The organism is Nocardioides malaquae (assembly GCF_015070385.1).
GTDB lineage: Bacteria > Actinomycetota > Actinomycetes > Propionibacteriales > Nocardioidaceae > Nocardioides > Nocardioides malaquae.
The window spans coordinates 54,741-69,977 of the sequence record NZ_JADCSA010000001.1; the positions used below are offsets into that span (position 1 = coordinate 54,741).

The following is a 15,237-nucleotide window of genomic DNA, read 5'->3' on the forward strand; positions in this document are numbered from 1 at the left end:
GCATGCAGCGGCACGCCGTACCTCCTTCTCCGCCTCTCTGGACGGATCGTTAAAGGATGTTCGAGCGCGCTCACCCTACCAGCGATCCTTCGCGCCGACGGAGGCGGCGCCCTGACCGTACGCTCCCCGGACGGCGCCCGCGAGCCACCTGCGGAGGGCTCGACTCAGGCGGGGACGTGCTCGTGGGCTGGCTCGACACGGGCGACGAGGACGTTGACGACGATGCCGAGCAGCAGGATCGCGCCCACCAGGAGGTAGGCGGCAGCCAGGCTCATGCCCAGCGCGATACCGATGATCGGCAAGGTCACGGCGGTGACGAGACCGATGACGGCCTGCCGCAGGGCCCCGGCCTTGCCCACGGCGTCCTCCGTCACGGTCCGCTGCAGCAGGGTGACCTGCTGGCTGGAGGACACCGCCACCCCGGCGCCGAGGAGGAGCGCGCCGAGGCACACAGCCACCGCTCCCCCACCGGACCACACGGCGCCGACCGCGAGGGCGATCATGCCCACCACCTGGATTCCGAGGCCGAGGCTCACCGCGCGACGCAGAGCCTGCTGCGTCGTGCGACGACGACCAAGCCCCAGTGCGGCCACGACGATGGCTCCGACCGCGAACACCGCGTCGAGGATGCCGAGCCACACCGCGTCGCCGAACACCGTGTCGACGAGCGGCGCAAGGGCCACGGTGAACGCGGCCATCGCCACGAAGTCGGCACCGATCAGCAGCAGCGACGCAGCCTGACGCGGTTGGCCGAGGAGCTCACGCAGCATGGCGAGCCAGCCGCTGCGGTCGGCGGCGGCGGCGCTGCTGGTCGTCGACCGGACCTTCCCGCGCGCCACCCACATCGACAGCGCCGACCCGGCGAAGGTTATCGCCGCGACGCCGAACGCCGCCGTGGGGCCGATCGTCGACAGCGTCGCGCCGGCGGCGGCGCCACCCATGATCTGGCCCGCCTGCACCGAGATGGCCCAGCGCACGTTGTACTCCGCCAGCTCGTCGGACGCGACGCTGCGCGCGCCGGCCGCGAAAATGCCCGCGCGGTAGAACGGCCGAACCAGGTTGATCACGGCACCGAGCGCGATCGCGGCGGCCGGGACGGTGCCGGGCACGAGGAGGAACACGCACATCGCCGCCGTGGCGACGACGGCCGACCACATGCACAACAGCGCGGCGTTGAAGCGGTCCGTCAGGCTGCCTGCAAGAGCGCCGAGCACGATGGGCCCGACGTACTCAATGACGACGACCGCGGTGAAGACGCCCACCGAGCCGGTCTCCTCGTAGAGCGCCTGGCCCAGCGCGAGCGTGTAGCAGCCCGACGCGAAGTTGAAGAGCGTCGAGCCCGACAGCAGGCTCGCGCCCGGGACCCGGCTCAGGACCGCTCTCCCGCCGGTCCGAGTTCTCGCGCACTCATGGTGCCCACGAGGTCGGGCTGCACCGTCTCGACCGCGGCTCGAGCTCGTGCGCGCGCCGACACCGCGTCGGGGCCGGTGGCGATGGCCCACGCGAGCCGCGAGTAGCTGCTGGCCCGGTCGGGCCCGATGACGTCGCCAACGTCGGGAATCGTGCCGACGCCCTCGACGCCGGGCAGCTGGCGAGCCTCGTCGACCCCCGTCCAGCCGGCGACCTCGCCGCTGTCCTGAGGGAACGAGAACTGGCTGCTGGCGGCTCCGAGGTCGCGGGCGGCGGGCATGGCGTCGAGACGGCCGAGCAAGTCCTCGACGTGGAGAGCGGTGAGGTCGAGGCCCGTCGCGTGGCGGACGAGGTCGAGGATGCCGTCGCCACCACCACGCAGGTGCGTCTCGACGACGTGGGCCACGCCACGCCCGTCGAGGATCACCTCGGTGTGCAGGAGCCCCGACGTGACGCCCAGGGCGGCGAGCGCGCGCAGCGTGGCGTCGAGCACCTGGTCGCGGGCCGCGGCATCCAACGGAGCGGGGTGCACGTGACCGGTCTCGATCGCGTCCTCGGTCTGCTTGGCCGTGACCCCGTGCCACGCACCGACGGAGGTGACGATCGACTCGACGCTGTGCTCCACACCGATGACGCGCTCCTCGACGACGAACCCGTCGTAGGCGACGGGGTCAGTCGCGACGAGTGCGTCGGCCTCCACGGCGTCGGTGAGCATGAGTACGCCGATGCTGGCGCGACCACGGCCGGGCTTCAGGACGACGGGTCCGGCGGGTGCACCACCGGCCCATATGACCTGTCCGTCGACGACGTGGCCGTGACGGACGGTGCCAAGACCGGCAGCGTCCAGCCGGTCGCGCATGACGGACTTGTCGACCGTGGCAGCCGTGGTCTCGGGAGAGGCGAACCGCAGGCCGAGCCGTTCGGCGACGAGGGCGCCGAGCTCGACGGACTCGTCGTGCAGGCACAGCATCGCGTCGGGACGCAGGTCGCCGATGCCGTGCAGCACAGCGTCAGCCTGCCCGACCCCGACGGGGACGTCGCTGACGTCGACGACCCGGGCGTACCGGTCCGCGGCGAGTGCGGTGTGCCCCGCGTGGGTGCGCACGTGCACGACGGCCGCGCCTCGCTCGAGCGCGATGGCGTGGGCAGAGGCGATACCGCCGATCGCGAGAACAGTGGTCGCGGGGCTGGTCACGTGGCTGATCGCTGGGGTGGTCATTGTTCCTCCCACCAGTTGAGGGCGTCGAGGGGGTCCACCACGGGGGTGGCGTGGAGATCAGTGCGGTCGAGCAACTCCGTGACGGTGCCGGACCACGGAGCGTCGGGCGCGGCGAGGTGGTCGAGCACCGTCGTGAGCGCGGGGAACGCCGGGCCGCGACCGATGATCCAGGGGTGGACGGTGACGACAGCCACGCCGCCGAGCGCGACCGTCGAGGTGACCTCGCGGACCCAGCGTTCGCCAAGTTGGGTGGCGTCGGCGGGGCGCGCGTAGGAGCGCGACGTGCACAGCAGGTGCGGTGCGTCGTCGAGAGCCCAGCTCACCGGCACCTCCACGAGTGGTTCGGGCCCACCCCGACACGCAAGACGGTACGGCGACTCGAAGCCGCCCAGTGAGCTGTCGTACCGCATCCCCGAGGTGACCAGGACGTCGAGCAGGTCCTCGCTCATGTGCCACTCGGGCGCGCGGTAGCCGACGACGTCGGACGCTCCGGCGGCCGCCAGCGCGGCACGGGAACGATCGAGGTCGGCGCGCAGGGTGTCGACCTCGAGCATCCGCGGCGACGTGTGCCGCCAGCCGTGGAGGCCCACCTCGTGGCCTGCGTCCACGATGCGCGCCACCGTCTGCGGCGAGCGCTCCGCGACGATGCCCGGCACGAAGAACGTTGCCAGTAGCCCTCGGTCGGCGAGCGCCGCCAGCACACGCGGCACGCCGACCCGCAGCCCGAACAGCCGCTGCTCGAGCTCGTCGACGTGCCGCCCCGCGTGCTCGCGCGGCACGTCGTCGATCATCGGCGTCACGGTGTCGACGTCGACCGTGACGAGCACGCCGGCCATGGTCATGCCGCCGCCTGCATGAGAAGAGCACGGCGCCATGACAGCGGCACGACGACGTGCCCGTCGCTCGCTCGCTGACGAGCGCTCATGCGCTCACCACCATGAGCCCGAAGGGCGCAGAGCGGATCACGCCGTGTCCCTGACGACCGGCGGACAGCTCGGAACGGACCTGGTCGAAATCGTTCAGGTCGACGAGCGAGACGTCCTCCATGAGTGTCCTCGAAGGGGCGTCGCCGATCGTGCGGGTGAGGAGCAGACGCGAGCGGTCGTCGGAGTAGGTGACGGCGCCGACGCACCGGAACGAGGCCGCGAACAGGCTGGCGAGCGATCGCGAGTTGAACGGCGACACCTGCACGAGAGCGCGCTGTGCCCCGAGCGCGGCGGCCGCCTCAAGCCGGACGTCGATGGCCGAGCGGTGCAACGAGCGCCCGCGGTGCCGGGGCGCGACCATGGCCGCGGCGAGGACGACGTCGTGCGGACCGGGGTCGCAGGCCGCGAACTCGGCGGCCTCGCCACTCGTGAGGAGGTCGGTGGTGAGGGCGCAGTAGGCCGCCAGCTCGCCGTCGACCTCCATCCCGAAGGACCGGCCGACCTCACCGAGGTGGCCCTCGACGAAGCGTGACTCCTGCTGCTCGCGCACGTACTCGTCGGGATGCCCGAGCGTCGCGAGGACGTCGGCGCGCAACGCCTCCACCGCTGGCGTGTCGTCGAGGGTCAGCTCACGCCACGTCACAGCGCCACCGCCTGGCCGACCGTCGGCTCCGCCGGCGCGTCGCCGGTCGAGGCCGGCTCGTCGCCCGTGCGCCACTCGGTGGCGGCCTCGAGCTCGGCGAGGATCTCGCCGATCGTGGTCCGGGCGTCGGACACGCTCGCCGCGCCGAACACGGCGCGCGCGTACTCGGCATTGGTGTGCGACATGGCCGAGTAGTGCAGGCCCGGCGCCGCGACCTCGCTCAACGTGACGGCGGGGTGGCTCACCGTCTCCGGGGCGCGGACGAGCAGACCGGGGCGGGGAGAGACGTGGACCTGCCCGGCCAGGCCCAGCTGCCGCGGCCGCTCCCCCACCAACGGTGCGCCCGACTGCGCGCGGATGGTCTCCTCGATGATGTCGGCGCCGTAGGCGAGCTCGATCTCCTCAGGGATAGACCCGCCACCGAGCCGCGCGCCGACTTCGCTGAAGACGGGACCATCGGGCGTCATGAACGCCTCGAGGTGGAAGCCACCGTCGAACGTGGGCAACGCGTCCTCCATCACGCGACGCGCGAGCGCCAGCATCGCGGCGGCGTCCTCGTCGTGCTCGGGCAAGATCACCGACGCGAGGTAGCCGCCGGCGAGGTATTCGAGGTGACTGCCGACGTAGCGAGCGACGGAGAGCAGCCGGGGCACCCCGTCCTGGTAGACGCCGTCGACACGGTACTGGTCTCCGTGCTGGAAGGCCTCGACGAGCAGCTCGACGGTGTGCCCGCGGTCGCTGAAGGGACCACGTCGCAGGAAGGCCCGCAGCTCGTCATGGTCCGCGATCGTCTCCACGCCGGACGACCCGCGGCCGTTGGGCGGCTTGACGACGCACGGGAAGCCGAGTGCCTCGGCGGCGTCGACGAGCTCGAACGCCGACGAGACGACGCGGTGGTCGGCCACCGCGATGCCGGCCTCGCGCACCGCCGCCTTCATGCTCGGCTTGTCGCGGAACAGCAGCGCTTCCGACGGCGTCTGGCCCGGCAGACCGTGCCGCTCGCGCACTTGCGCGGCGCGCAGGACGTCGGCCTCGGCGAGGACGGCGACGCGCTGCAGATTGTGGCGCTCGACGAGCTCGCTCGCGACGAGCGCGATCTCGTCGTCGTGGGTGAAGTCGTCGAACGTCACGAACGCCGTCAGGTGGCCGGGCTCGACCTCGACGTCGGCATTGGTGATGACGGCCGACCCTGCGGGCAGGAGCGACGACAGGCGTGATCCCTCGATGCGACGCAGCACCTTGGCCGGGCCCATGAGCAGGATGGGTGCGTCGTTCGACGGCGCCTGCAGGGACGCGACGGCCGAGAGAGCGACGTCGGAGGAGCCCGGTCCGGCGGCGAGGACGTAGCCGCCCCGACCCGAGGAGTCGAGCAGCTCGTGCGCGTCGGCCGAGCGCTCCTCGGGGATCTTCGCGCGCACGACGCCGCATGTCGGTGGCAGTTCCGCGGCCGACGACCACGTCATGAAGGCGATGGCGGCCTCGTCCTCACGAGGCCCCGGCGCGGGCAGCGGCAGGTCGAGCAGCGCGCACAGCGTCTCGGTGGCCATGTGGCGACCCGTCGTGAGCTGGGTGAGCTCCCAGATCTGGTCGCCACCGAAACGGGTGTGGGTCTCGATGGGCCACACGTCGGTGCCGTCGATCATGACCTCGGTGTGGCTCGGGCCGACCCGGGTGCCGATCGCGTCGAGCACGGCTCGGACGCAGCGCTCGACGGCCTCACGAGCATCAGCATCCACGGCTGCGGGCTGACGGTGACCGACCTCGACGAAGCGTGGCGGGCCGGTCGTGATCTTGTCCGTGACGGCGACGATCTCGTGGATGCCGTCGACGGTGATGGCCTCGACGCTCACCTCGCGTCCGGGGAGGACGGCCTCGGCGAGGACGAGGAGGTCAGGGTTGTCGCGCAGCGCCCAGTCGTGGAGCGTGTCGATCTGGGCGAGGTGGTCGCGGATCTCGTCGTCGGTGGACACAAGACGGACCCCGGCGCTGCCCGCGCCGGTGATCGGCTTCACGACGATGGCCGGCTCACCGAGCTCGTCGCGGAAGGCAATGACCTCCTCGGCGGTCCGGCAGGTGCGCCACGGACGCTGCGGGACGCCCGCGCGCTCGAGAGCCTCGCGCATGCGGACCTTGTCCTTCGCCGTCGCGACAGCGTCGACCGGGTTGGCGCGCAGGCCGAGGCTGTCGGCGGCACGGGCAGCCTCGAGGATGACGCCCTCGAGGAAGCACGCGAGGGCCGTGATCGGCTCGTCGCGATGAAGGTTGCCCAGGAGGTCGACGAGCACGTCGCTCGTGATCTCGGGGACCTCGAGGTAGCGGTCGACCGACGTCCGCTGGAGGTCTGTCGCCCGGTCGGGGGTCTGGACGAGCGTCACCGTCGTGTCCGGCAGGGGGACGATGGGCAGACTCGAGTCGTTGCCGCTGATGATCACCAGGTGTCGGGTCATGGCATGGTCACTTTCTCGTGGACGGGAGAAGCGGACGGGGTGGCCAGGTGGGTCGCCGCGAGCGTGTCCGTGGCCGTACGGGCCTGGCGGTGCACGACGTCGAGCGCGGAGACCATGAGGGTGCTGCCCGCCGTGAGGTGGCCGGTGACGAGGAGGCGAGGATCGACGGAGCCGTCTGCGCCGATCGCGCGGCCCGTGGCGGGGTCGACGAGACCGCGGCCACCGACGTCGGTCCCGACGGTGCCCTCGGCGACGAGCGATCGGACGAGCGCAGGCCCGGCCGTCGTGTCGCACGACTGGCCGGTGGCGTTGACGACGCAGGTGGCGCCGACCTGCGCCACGGCGTCGGCGAGATGCGGCGAGCGGGCGTCGACGTCGGCGTGGACGACGAGCCGTCCCTCGGAGATCATGCGGGTCAGCTGGGCCCAGCGCGCCACGGGTATACGGACGCGGTAGCGCTGCCACTCGTGATCGAGCGCCGAGCGGACCCGGGCGCGGTCGGGCGCAGGCAGCGCGCCGAAGCCGGCGTTGAGCGCGTGGTTCGTCGCACTCAGGACGCGGTGGCACGCGCGGTCGACGACGTCGGCTTCCGGCGCCTGCCAGTGCCGTCGGAGCAGCTCGTCGTCGGCGAGCATGCCGCGGTCCATGTCGAACCGAGCGAGCTCGGTGTCGAGGAGCGCCAGCAACGACTCGGCCGTCAGTCCGCCCTTGCGACGCAGGTCGTCGACCCCTTGCTCGGTGAGCGCGACGGGCACGGGACCCGAGGCCGTGTCGTCGACCTGGACGCGTGGCAGCCGACCGCTGCGGGACAGCAGGTGGACCTGGGTCTCGGTGCCGTCGAGCGAGCATGCGATGTCGACGGCAGTGAGCCCGGCGCCCAGGATCGCGACCTTGCGGTGCTCGGCCATCGTGCGCAGCGACCGCGCGAGCGGGTACGGCTGCGCGACGTAGGTGAGGCCGTGCGACGCAAGCGTGACGTCCGGGGTGCTCGACCAGCCGCCCGTGGCGAGGACCACGGCGTCGGCGCCGACGACCCCGCCCGTGTCGGCCTCGACGTCGACGCCCCTCGCGCTCGGCACGACGCGTGTGGTGGCACCGGGCAGGAGATGCACGCGGACGCCGTTCGCACGGAGGATCCGAAGAGCCCGCGAGAGCGTCGCAGCCAGGTAGTCGCCGTATCGGCTGCGCGGCATGGGCGGATCGTCGGGCGAGCCGAACGTGACTCCCACGGCGTGCGACCAGCCCACGAAGTCGTGGAAGTCGGGCGACAACATGCCGAGCCGACGGTGCGAGGTGTTGATCGAGGCGGAGTCGACGTCGGCGTCGAAGGCCCGACCACGACCGAGCGCCGTCGGGGTGTCGACGAGCACGACCTCGACCCCGGACCACGCACCGTCGGGCCGTCGCTCCGCGCTGAGCTCAGCGAGGCGAGCGACGGTGAACGTGCCGGCAGCGCCGACCCCGCAAACAACAAACTTCATCGATGTCTGACCCCCGAGAGACATCTGAAAACGTGGTGGCGGTTCATCCGCCGCGCCGAGCATGCCAGACGTCGTGAAGGGGTGGACAAGCCCGCGGCGGGTGATCCTCGTCTCAATGATGGACGGTAGATGAATCGTGCGTGGCCCCCGGGCGACGCACCTACAGGCCGAGGAGAGCGCTGCCACCACGACCGACGCCGACCACGACCAGCCCCGTCCTCCACGTGTCCGACCCCACGTCGCCACGACGCGCGGTCGGCTGCGGGACGCCCGGCACCGTGCCAAGGTGGGGCTCGTGCGCACCGTGTCGATCGAAGAACTCACCGCCCTCGTCGCCGCCCGCGGGCTGGCGAACCCGCGGATCGTGACGAGCGGCAACTTCGCCACTCCCCGGACCACCCTGGCGCCCCTGCTGGCGAGCCTGGAGCAGGCACGGCTCAACTGCCTCAACGCCCAACCCGGGCTCGACCTGCACGACGGCATCGTGCCGGAGACTTCCTTCGTGGGCGCAGGGGTGAGGCGCAGCCCGCGACTGGCCTACGTGCCGGCGCGGCTGTCGACCGTGCCCGGACTCTTCGCCACCGCGCTCCCGCCGGACGTGGTGGTCGTGCACACCACGCTGCCGCGCGACGGTCGGGTGTCCCTCGGGGTGGAGGTCAACATCATGCCCGCCGCCGTGGAGGCAGCCCGGGCGCGTGGCGCCCTGGTGGTGGCCCAGATGAACCCCCGTATGCCGTGGACCTTCGGTGACGCTGAGCTGGACCTGGAACTCATCGACGTCGGTGTCGAGGTGGACGAGCCGCTGGCCTCCCACGTCGCCGTGCCCCCGGGTGACGACGCCGTGGCCATCGGGTCGCGCGTGGCGGAGGAGGTCCGTGACGGCTCCACCCTCCAGGCCGGCATCGGCGAGGTGCCCGACGCGACCGTGGCCCGATTGACCGACCGTCGGGGGCTGCGCATCTGGACCGAGATGTTCTCCGACGGGGTGCTGGCGCTCGAGCGGGCGGGAGTCCTCGACCCGGGCGTCGAGATCGTCACCTCGTTCGTCTTCGGCAGTGAGGAGCTGTACGCCTGGCTCGACCGCAACCCCCGGGTGCGGTTACGCCGCACCGAGGTCACCAACGCCCCGTCCGTGATCGCCCAGCAGCCCGGCATGACGTCGATCAACACCGCCCTGCAGGTGGACCTCTTCGACCAGGCCAACGCCTCGCGCATCAACGCCCGCATCTACAGCGGCTTCGGCGGTCAGACCGACTTCACCGTCGGCGCCACCCACTCCCCCGGTGGCCAGGCCTTCATGGCCCTGCGCTCGTGGCACCCACGGGCCGACGTCTCCACGATCGTGCCTCTCATCGACGAGCCCGTCACCTCGTTCCAGCACAGCGCGGTGGTCACCGAGCAGGGGCTGGCGCGGATGACGGGGCGTAGCGAGAAGGAACAGGCCGCCAACCTGATCTCCCACGCCGCCCACCCCGACGTGCGCGACGAGCTCTGGGAGGAGGCCGGCGCTCTGGGACTGGCCTGAGGTTCGGCTCCGAGAGCGACACGAAGTTGTCGGTGCTCGCTGGTTGGGTCGAGTCATGGACGCCACCACCACCGTTGCCCCCGAGCTGGGTGACCTGACCGCCGCCGAGCTGCTCGGTGCGGCTCGTGAGCGACGCTCGGTGGTGCAGCGAGGCGAGGCCGACCTCCTGGCGATCGCGTACGAGTGGGCCGTGGCGCATCTTGCTGACGAGGACGGTTGGAACGCGGCCACGTTCCACCACCCACTGGGTGATGAGCCGATCTCGGGTGACGGCACCCCGTTGGTGGCGGAGTTCTGCATCCCCGAGCTCGGGGCTGCGTTGGGGATCTCCACCGACGCGGCGAAGAAGCTGATCGGTCAGGCGATCGAGATGGTCCACCGTCTGCCGCGGGTGTGGCGCCGGGTGCAGTCCGGCTTGGTGCCGGTATGGCGGGCCAAGCAGGTGGCTGAGGCCACGATCCACTGTGACCCGGCCCTGACGCCGGAGGCGATGGCGTGGATCGACGCGCAGATGGCGCCGTTCCTGGAGAAGATCGGTCGCGCGCAGATGGAGCGGATCGTGGCGCAGGCGATCGAGCTGTACGGTCTGGCGGCGGCGCAGGAGCCACCCCGGGATGAGGACAACGACGGCCGGTTCGTCCACATCCACACCCCGATCGGACCGTTCGCGGGGTCGATGCGCATCGAGGCCGAGGTCTCGAACGCTGACGGCCACGACCTGGCCCAGGCGCTGTCGGTGGGGGCAGCGGCACTCAAGGCCGGTGGCTCCACTGCCTCGCTGGACGTGCGGCGGTCGATGGCGCTGGGCGAGCTGGCGCGGCAACAGACCTCCCTCGACCTGGCCGGTGCGGACGCCGATCCCACGGGGGATGACGTTGGCGCTGGCGTCGATGGCGGCGCAGGCGGAGCTGACACTGCGGCTGGCACCACTGACTCCGCCGACGGAACGGTGCAGCGCAAGGCCCGGCGGGTCGACCTGCACCTGCACTTCACCGCCGAGGTCCAGCCCGACGGCACCACCGGCATCAACCCGATCGGATTCCTGGAGAACGGCCAGAAACTGGCCCTGCTGTCCCAGGTCCGGTCATGGGTGCGGGGCACGCACACCGAGGTGCGGATCCTGCCGGTGATCGACCTCAACACCCAGCTCTCCACGAGCAGGTACGAACCCACCGACCGGCTCCGACGCCAGGTCATTCTCCGGGACCGCACCTGCGTCTTCCCGTGGTGCACCAGACCAGCCAGGTCCTGCGACCTCGACCACGTCGAACCCTTCGACCACGACGCAGGCGGAGAAGGCCGCCCACAACCAGGGCCTACCGCAACCCATAACCTGGCCGCCCTCTGTCGCAGTCACCACCGACTCAAGACTCACACCGGCTGGCGCCTCACCTCACCCGCCAGCGGGGTCTTCGAGTGGACCAGCCCCCACGGCCAACGCTTCCGCCGCGACCGCCACGGCACCACTGACCTCGCCCGGGCAGGTCTCACGCGGCCCGTTCCCATGCCTCCCTGATCCACGCGCTCACCTCGTCGTCGACGTCCTCCCGACGCCAGAGCTCCAGGTGGTGCATCCAGTGTCCGGGCGAAGGCTCGACCACCTCCTTGAACCGTGGCGAGTCCACCCGTCGCGACAGCGCGAGCGACAGGACCGCGGGCACCGGGTTGGCAACGTACTGGCCCGGACGCCACACGTAGGCGAAGCCGCGCCGCCGACGCACGGCGACCTGGCTCCTCGACACCGCCACCGTCACCCCGGGCAGGGCGCTCGCCATGTCGAGCACCGCGAGGCAGCAAGCCAGCCCGTCCGGGTGCCCGTCGAAGAACTTCTCGACGTCGACGTCCCCGGACATCCGACCCCGCTCAGGCCAGGGCGCCGTCGCGGACGGTGACCTTGCCGGCGTACACGGTGTGCACGACCCGGGAAGAGAGCTCACGGCCGTGCCACGGGTTGTTGCGCGACAGCGACACCGACTCCGAACGGTCGACCGTGGTGGTGGCGGTCGGGTCCACCAACGTCACGTGGGCGGCGTCGCCCGGAGCGAGCTGACCGCCCTGGTCGTCGAGCCCGGCGATCCGCGCGGGGTTGCGCGACATCACGCGGGCCACGTCGTTCCAGTCGAAGTCGTCGTCCATCACGGTGCGCACGACGCCGAGAGCGGTCTCCAGCCCCAGCATCCCGAAGGCCGCGTCCGCGAATGCGTGCTCCTTGTCGTGGCGGGCGTGCGGTGCGTGGTCCGTGGCGACGGCGTCGATGGTGCCGTCAGCCAGTGCCGCACGCAGCGCCTCCACGTCCTCGGTGGGACGCAGCGGCGGGTTGACCTTGTAGACGGGGTCGTAGCCCACGAGCAGGTCGGTGGTCAGCGCCAGGTGGTGAGGCGTGACCTCGCACGTGACGTCGATGCCCTGGGCCTTGGCCCACCGGATGACCTCGATCGACCCCGCGGAGGACACGTGGGCGACGTGGACGCGCGAACCCGTGTGCTTGGCCAGCATCACGTCGCGGGCGACGACGACCTCCTCCGCGATCCCGGGCCACCCCGGGAGTCCCAGCCGACCGGAGACCTCGCCCTCGTGGCAGCAGGCCGACGGGCCCGCCAGCGCCGGGTCCTGGGAGTGCTGCGAGACCACACCACCGAATGCCTTGACGTACTCCACCGCCCGGCGCATCACGCGGGCGTCGTGCACGCACTTGCCGTCATCGGAGAACACCCGGACCTTGGCGGCGGAGCGCGCCATCAGCCCCAGCTCCGCGAGCTCCTCACCGGCGAGGCCCTTGGTGACGGCGCCCACGGGCTGCACGTCGACCAGGCCGGCCTGACGGCCCAGCTCCCACACCCGCAGCGCCGCCTCGGCGGTGTCAGTGACGGGGTTGGTGTTCGCCATCGCGAGCACCGCGGTGTAGCCACCGATCGCCGCGGCCTGCGACCCCGTGAGCACGGTTTCGGCGTCCTCGCGTCCGGGTTGGCGCAGGTGGGTGTGCAGGTCGACGAGGCCGGGCAAGGCGACGAGGCCGTCGGCGTCGAGGGTCTCGGTGCCCGACGGCGCCTCGGACGCAGCGGCAGCGCCGACAGCGGCGACACGACCGTCGACGACCAGCAGGTCGGCGGTCTCGGTGCCGAACAGCGCGGCCCCCTTGATCAGCAGGCTCACGCGCTGGACTCCTCTCCGGCGAGCAGGTGGTAGAGCACGGACATCCGCACGGCGAGGCCGGCAGAGACCTGGTCGAGCACCGCGGACTGCGCGGCGTCGGCCGCGTCGGCAGCGATCTCCAGACCCCGGTTCATGGGACCCGGGTGGCAGATCGGGACGTCGGGGTGCAGGGTCGCCAGTCGCTCACGGGTGAGCCCGTAGCCGACCGTGTACTCGCGGGCGGTCGGGAAGAAGCCCCCCGACATCCGCTCACGCTGCACCCGCAGCATCATCACCGCGTCAGCCTCGGGCAGAACCTCGTCGACGTCGTAGGACGTCGCGAACCCGGCGCTCTCCGACCAGGGACCCACGCCGCTGGGCATCAAGGTCGGAGGGGCGACCACCGTGACTGCGGCGCCCAGCTTCGTCAGGCACTGGACGTTCGACCGGAAGACCCGGCTGTGGGTCAGGTCGCCGACGATGGCCACGTGCTTGCCGGCCAGCGACCCGAGGCGGCGCTGCAGGGTGTACGCGTCGAGCAGGGCCTGGGTGGGGTGCTCGTGCATGCCGTCCCCGGCGTTGACGACGCTGGCGTCGACCCAGCCCGCCACCTGCTGGGCTGCCCCGCTGGCCTGGTGACGAATCACCAGGCCGTCGACGCCCATGGCGCAGACGGTCAGCACGGTGTCCCGCAGGCTCTCACCCTTCGAGGTCGACGACCCCTTGGCGGAGATGTTGATGACGTCGGCGGAGAGCCACTTGCCGGCGATCTCGAAGCTGGACCGGGTGCGGGTGGAGTCCTCGAAGAACATGTTGACGACGGTGCGTCCCCGCAGCGCCGGCAGCTTCTTGACCGAGCGGCGCTGCACGTCGTGCATGTCCGCCGCCGTCGCGAAGATCTCCTGGACCTGGTCGGCGCTGAGGTCGTCGATCGAGAGCAGGTGCTTCACGAGATGGTCACCTCGTCGGTGCCGTCGACCTCGGCGACGCGGACGCTCACGCGCTCGCTGCGCGCGCTCGGCAGGTTCTTGCCGACGTGGTCGGCCCGGATGGGCAGCTCACGGTGACCACGGTCGACCAGCACCGCGAGACGCACCGCCGCCGGACGCCCGAGGTCGGCAAGGGCGTCCAGGGCGGCCCGGATCGTGCGGCCGGAGAAGAGCACGTCGTCGACGAGCACGACCACCTTGCCGTCGATCCCGGAGCCCGGGACATCGGTGCGGTGCGTGGGGCGGGTCGGCTGGGAGCGCAGGTCGTCGCGATACATGGTGACGTCGAGCTCGCCGGCCGCGACCTCGATGCCCTCGACGTCGCTGATGCGCTCCGCGATGCGCCGCGCCAGCGGCACGCCGCGCGTGTGCAGCCCGAGCAGGACCAGGTCGTGTGCCCCACGGTTGCGCTCGAGGAGCTCGTGGGAGATGCGGGTGAGCGCCCGGGCTATGTCACGGGCGTCGAGCACGGTGCGCGCCCCGTCGGGGGCGGCTGGTGGTGGGGTGGGGGCGTCAGTCATGCCTGACCGGACCTCCTTCTCCGCCTCACGGGACGGCTCGTTAAAGGATGTCGTGCGAGCCGCACCCTACCAGCGGCTCACCTGCGGCGGTGACCGAGCAGGCGAGGGTGGTCACCGGTCCAGGTGCCGGGCGCGGGCGAAGTTGAAGAGGCCGTAGCAGGCCAGCCCCGCAGCGATGACGGCCAGTAGGAACGGGCCGAAGGGCTGCTCGAGCACCGTACGCAAGGCGTCGTCGAGCCCCTTGTCCTTCTTCCCGCTGTGCGTCCAGCCCGCGTGCACCACCAGGATGCCGACGATGCCGATCGAGACACCCTTGGCGACGTAGCCCACGCGCCCGAACCAGCGGTAGACCTCGCCGACCTCCCCCGACCTGCCCTCGGCGTCGAGGTGCTGCATGAAGGCGTCGCTCCACCCGCGGTAGGCCGTCCACCCCGCATACGCCAGGACCAGCAGACCCGCCACGACCACCAGCACCTGTCCGCCGGGCCAGTTGAGGACGGTGGCGGTCATCGAGCGCCCACCTCCCCCACCGCCGCCCGTCACGGTCCGCAGGGCGGTGAACGCCAGGGTGGCGTACAGGACGGCCTTCAACCCGGAGGCGGCACGCTTGCGCCAACGGTCGGAGCCCTCATCCTCCTCCGTGTGCCCGGCCACAGCCTCGACCAGGCGCCACAGCACCAGGAACACGAGTCCCACTGCGACCGCCCAGAGGGCCACCTCGCCGAAGGGCTGGGAGGCGAGCTCGGCGAAGGCCCCCTTGCTGGAGGCCTCCCGCCTCGATCCGCCGAAGGCGAGCTGGAGCGCGACCCACGCAATGAGCAGATGGACCACCCCGTACGCGACGAGACCCGCGCGCGCGAGGTGGTCCATCCATGCACTGCGGTGGGCCTGTCCACCGCGAGACCTGAGGCTGCTGACGACGTCGTTCACCCCACGTGAGTTCC

13 protein-coding genes are annotated in these 15,237 nt (G+C 71.6%); 2 read left to right on the top strand and 11 right to left on the bottom strand.

Annotated features, from left to right (window positions below; translation table 11 throughout):
- Nucleotides 1-164: 164 nt before the first annotated feature.
- From IEQ44_RS16660 to IEQ44_RS00290, 6 genes are all read right to left on the bottom strand, one after another.
- Nucleotides 165-1,373, bottom strand: a complete 1,209-nt coding sequence (locus tag IEQ44_RS16660; protein ID WP_319804429.1) for an MFS transporter — start codon at nt 1,371-1,373, stop codon at nt 165-167.
- On the bottom strand, nt 1,370-2,629 hold the full coding sequence (locus tag IEQ44_RS00270) for an ATP-grasp domain-containing protein (RefSeq protein WP_193636426.1): 1,260 nt from the start codon (nt 2,627-2,629) through the stop codon (nt 1,370-1,372). The genes IEQ44_RS16660 and IEQ44_RS00270 overlap by 4 nt, the downstream gene beginning before the upstream one ends.
- Complete coding sequence (locus IEQ44_RS00275; protein WP_193636427.1) at nt 2,626-3,471, bottom strand: polysaccharide deacetylase family protein; 846 nt, start codon at nt 3,469-3,471, stop codon at nt 2,626-2,628. Before IEQ44_RS00275 ends, IEQ44_RS00270 begins: the two co-directional genes overlap by 4 nt.
- A 79-nt stretch (nt 3,472-3,550) precedes the next feature.
- Nucleotides 3,551-4,198, bottom strand: coding sequence for a GNAT family N-acetyltransferase (locus tag IEQ44_RS00280; protein ID WP_227486647.1), 648 nt, complete (start codon nt 4,196-4,198; stop codon nt 3,551-3,553).
- Nucleotides 4,195-6,645, bottom strand: coding sequence for an ATP-grasp domain-containing protein (locus tag IEQ44_RS00285; protein WP_193636429.1), 2,451 nt, complete (start codon nt 6,643-6,645; stop codon nt 4,195-4,197). The genes IEQ44_RS00280 and IEQ44_RS00285 overlap by 4 nt, the downstream gene beginning before the upstream one ends.
- Nucleotides 6,642-8,126 (bottom strand): FAD/NAD(P)-binding protein, encoded by a 1,485-nt coding sequence (locus IEQ44_RS00290; protein WP_193636430.1) that lies wholly within the window; start codon nt 8,124-8,126, stop codon nt 6,642-6,644. Before IEQ44_RS00290 ends, IEQ44_RS00285 begins: the two co-directional genes overlap by 4 nt.
- Before the next feature lie 304 nt (nt 8,127-8,430).
- Here IEQ44_RS00290 and IEQ44_RS00295 point away from each other — a divergent pair, with 304 nt between their 5' ends.
- Nucleotides 8,431-9,651, top strand: a complete 1,221-nt coding sequence (locus IEQ44_RS00295; RefSeq protein WP_319804430.1) for an acetyl-CoA hydrolase/transferase family protein — start codon at nt 8,431-8,433, stop codon at nt 9,649-9,651.
- A 55-nt stretch (nt 9,652-9,706) separates the two neighbouring features.
- The gene (locus IEQ44_RS00300; protein WP_193636431.1) at nt 9,707-11,167 is read left to right on the top strand and encodes an HNH endonuclease signature motif containing protein; all 1,461 of its coding nucleotides are present in this window, start codon (nt 9,707-9,709) and stop codon (nt 11,165-11,167) included.
- Here the strand turns inward: IEQ44_RS00300 and IEQ44_RS00305 are convergent.
- The 5 genes from IEQ44_RS00305 to IEQ44_RS00325 all read right to left on the bottom strand — a co-directional run bounded on the left by IEQ44_RS00305 (nt 11,139) and on the right by IEQ44_RS00325 (nt 15,223).
- Nucleotides 11,139-11,504, bottom strand: a complete 366-nt coding sequence (locus IEQ44_RS00305; protein WP_193636432.1) for a DUF5655 domain-containing protein — start codon at nt 11,502-11,504, stop codon at nt 11,139-11,141. The genes IEQ44_RS00300 and IEQ44_RS00305 overlap by 29 nt on opposite strands.
- A 10-nt stretch (nt 11,505-11,514) precedes the next feature.
- The gene (locus tag IEQ44_RS00310; RefSeq protein WP_193636433.1) at nt 11,515-12,804 is read right to left on the bottom strand and encodes a dihydroorotase; all 1,290 of its coding nucleotides are present in this window, start codon (nt 12,802-12,804) and stop codon (nt 11,515-11,517) included.
- Nucleotides 12,801-13,733 (bottom strand): aspartate carbamoyltransferase catalytic subunit, encoded by a 933-nt coding sequence (locus IEQ44_RS00315; RefSeq protein ID WP_193636434.1) that lies wholly within the window; start codon nt 13,731-13,733, stop codon nt 12,801-12,803. Before IEQ44_RS00315 ends, IEQ44_RS00310 begins: the two co-directional genes overlap by 4 nt.
- Nucleotides 13,730-14,293: a bifunctional pyr operon transcriptional regulator/uracil phosphoribosyltransferase PyrR gene (gene pyrR / locus IEQ44_RS00320; RefSeq protein ID WP_193636435.1), complete on the bottom strand. Its 564-nt coding sequence runs from the start codon at nt 14,291-14,293 to the stop codon at nt 13,730-13,732. Before pyrR ends, IEQ44_RS00315 begins: the two co-directional genes overlap by 4 nt.
- A 111-nt stretch (nt 14,294-14,404) precedes the next feature.
- Nucleotides 14,405-15,223 carry a DUF1206 domain-containing protein gene (locus IEQ44_RS00325; RefSeq protein ID WP_193636436.1) on the bottom strand — a complete coding sequence of 273 codons (819 nt, stop codon included), beginning with the start codon at nt 15,221-15,223 and terminating at the stop codon, nt 14,405-14,407.
- Between the last annotated feature and the right edge of the window lie 14 nt (nt 15,224-15,237).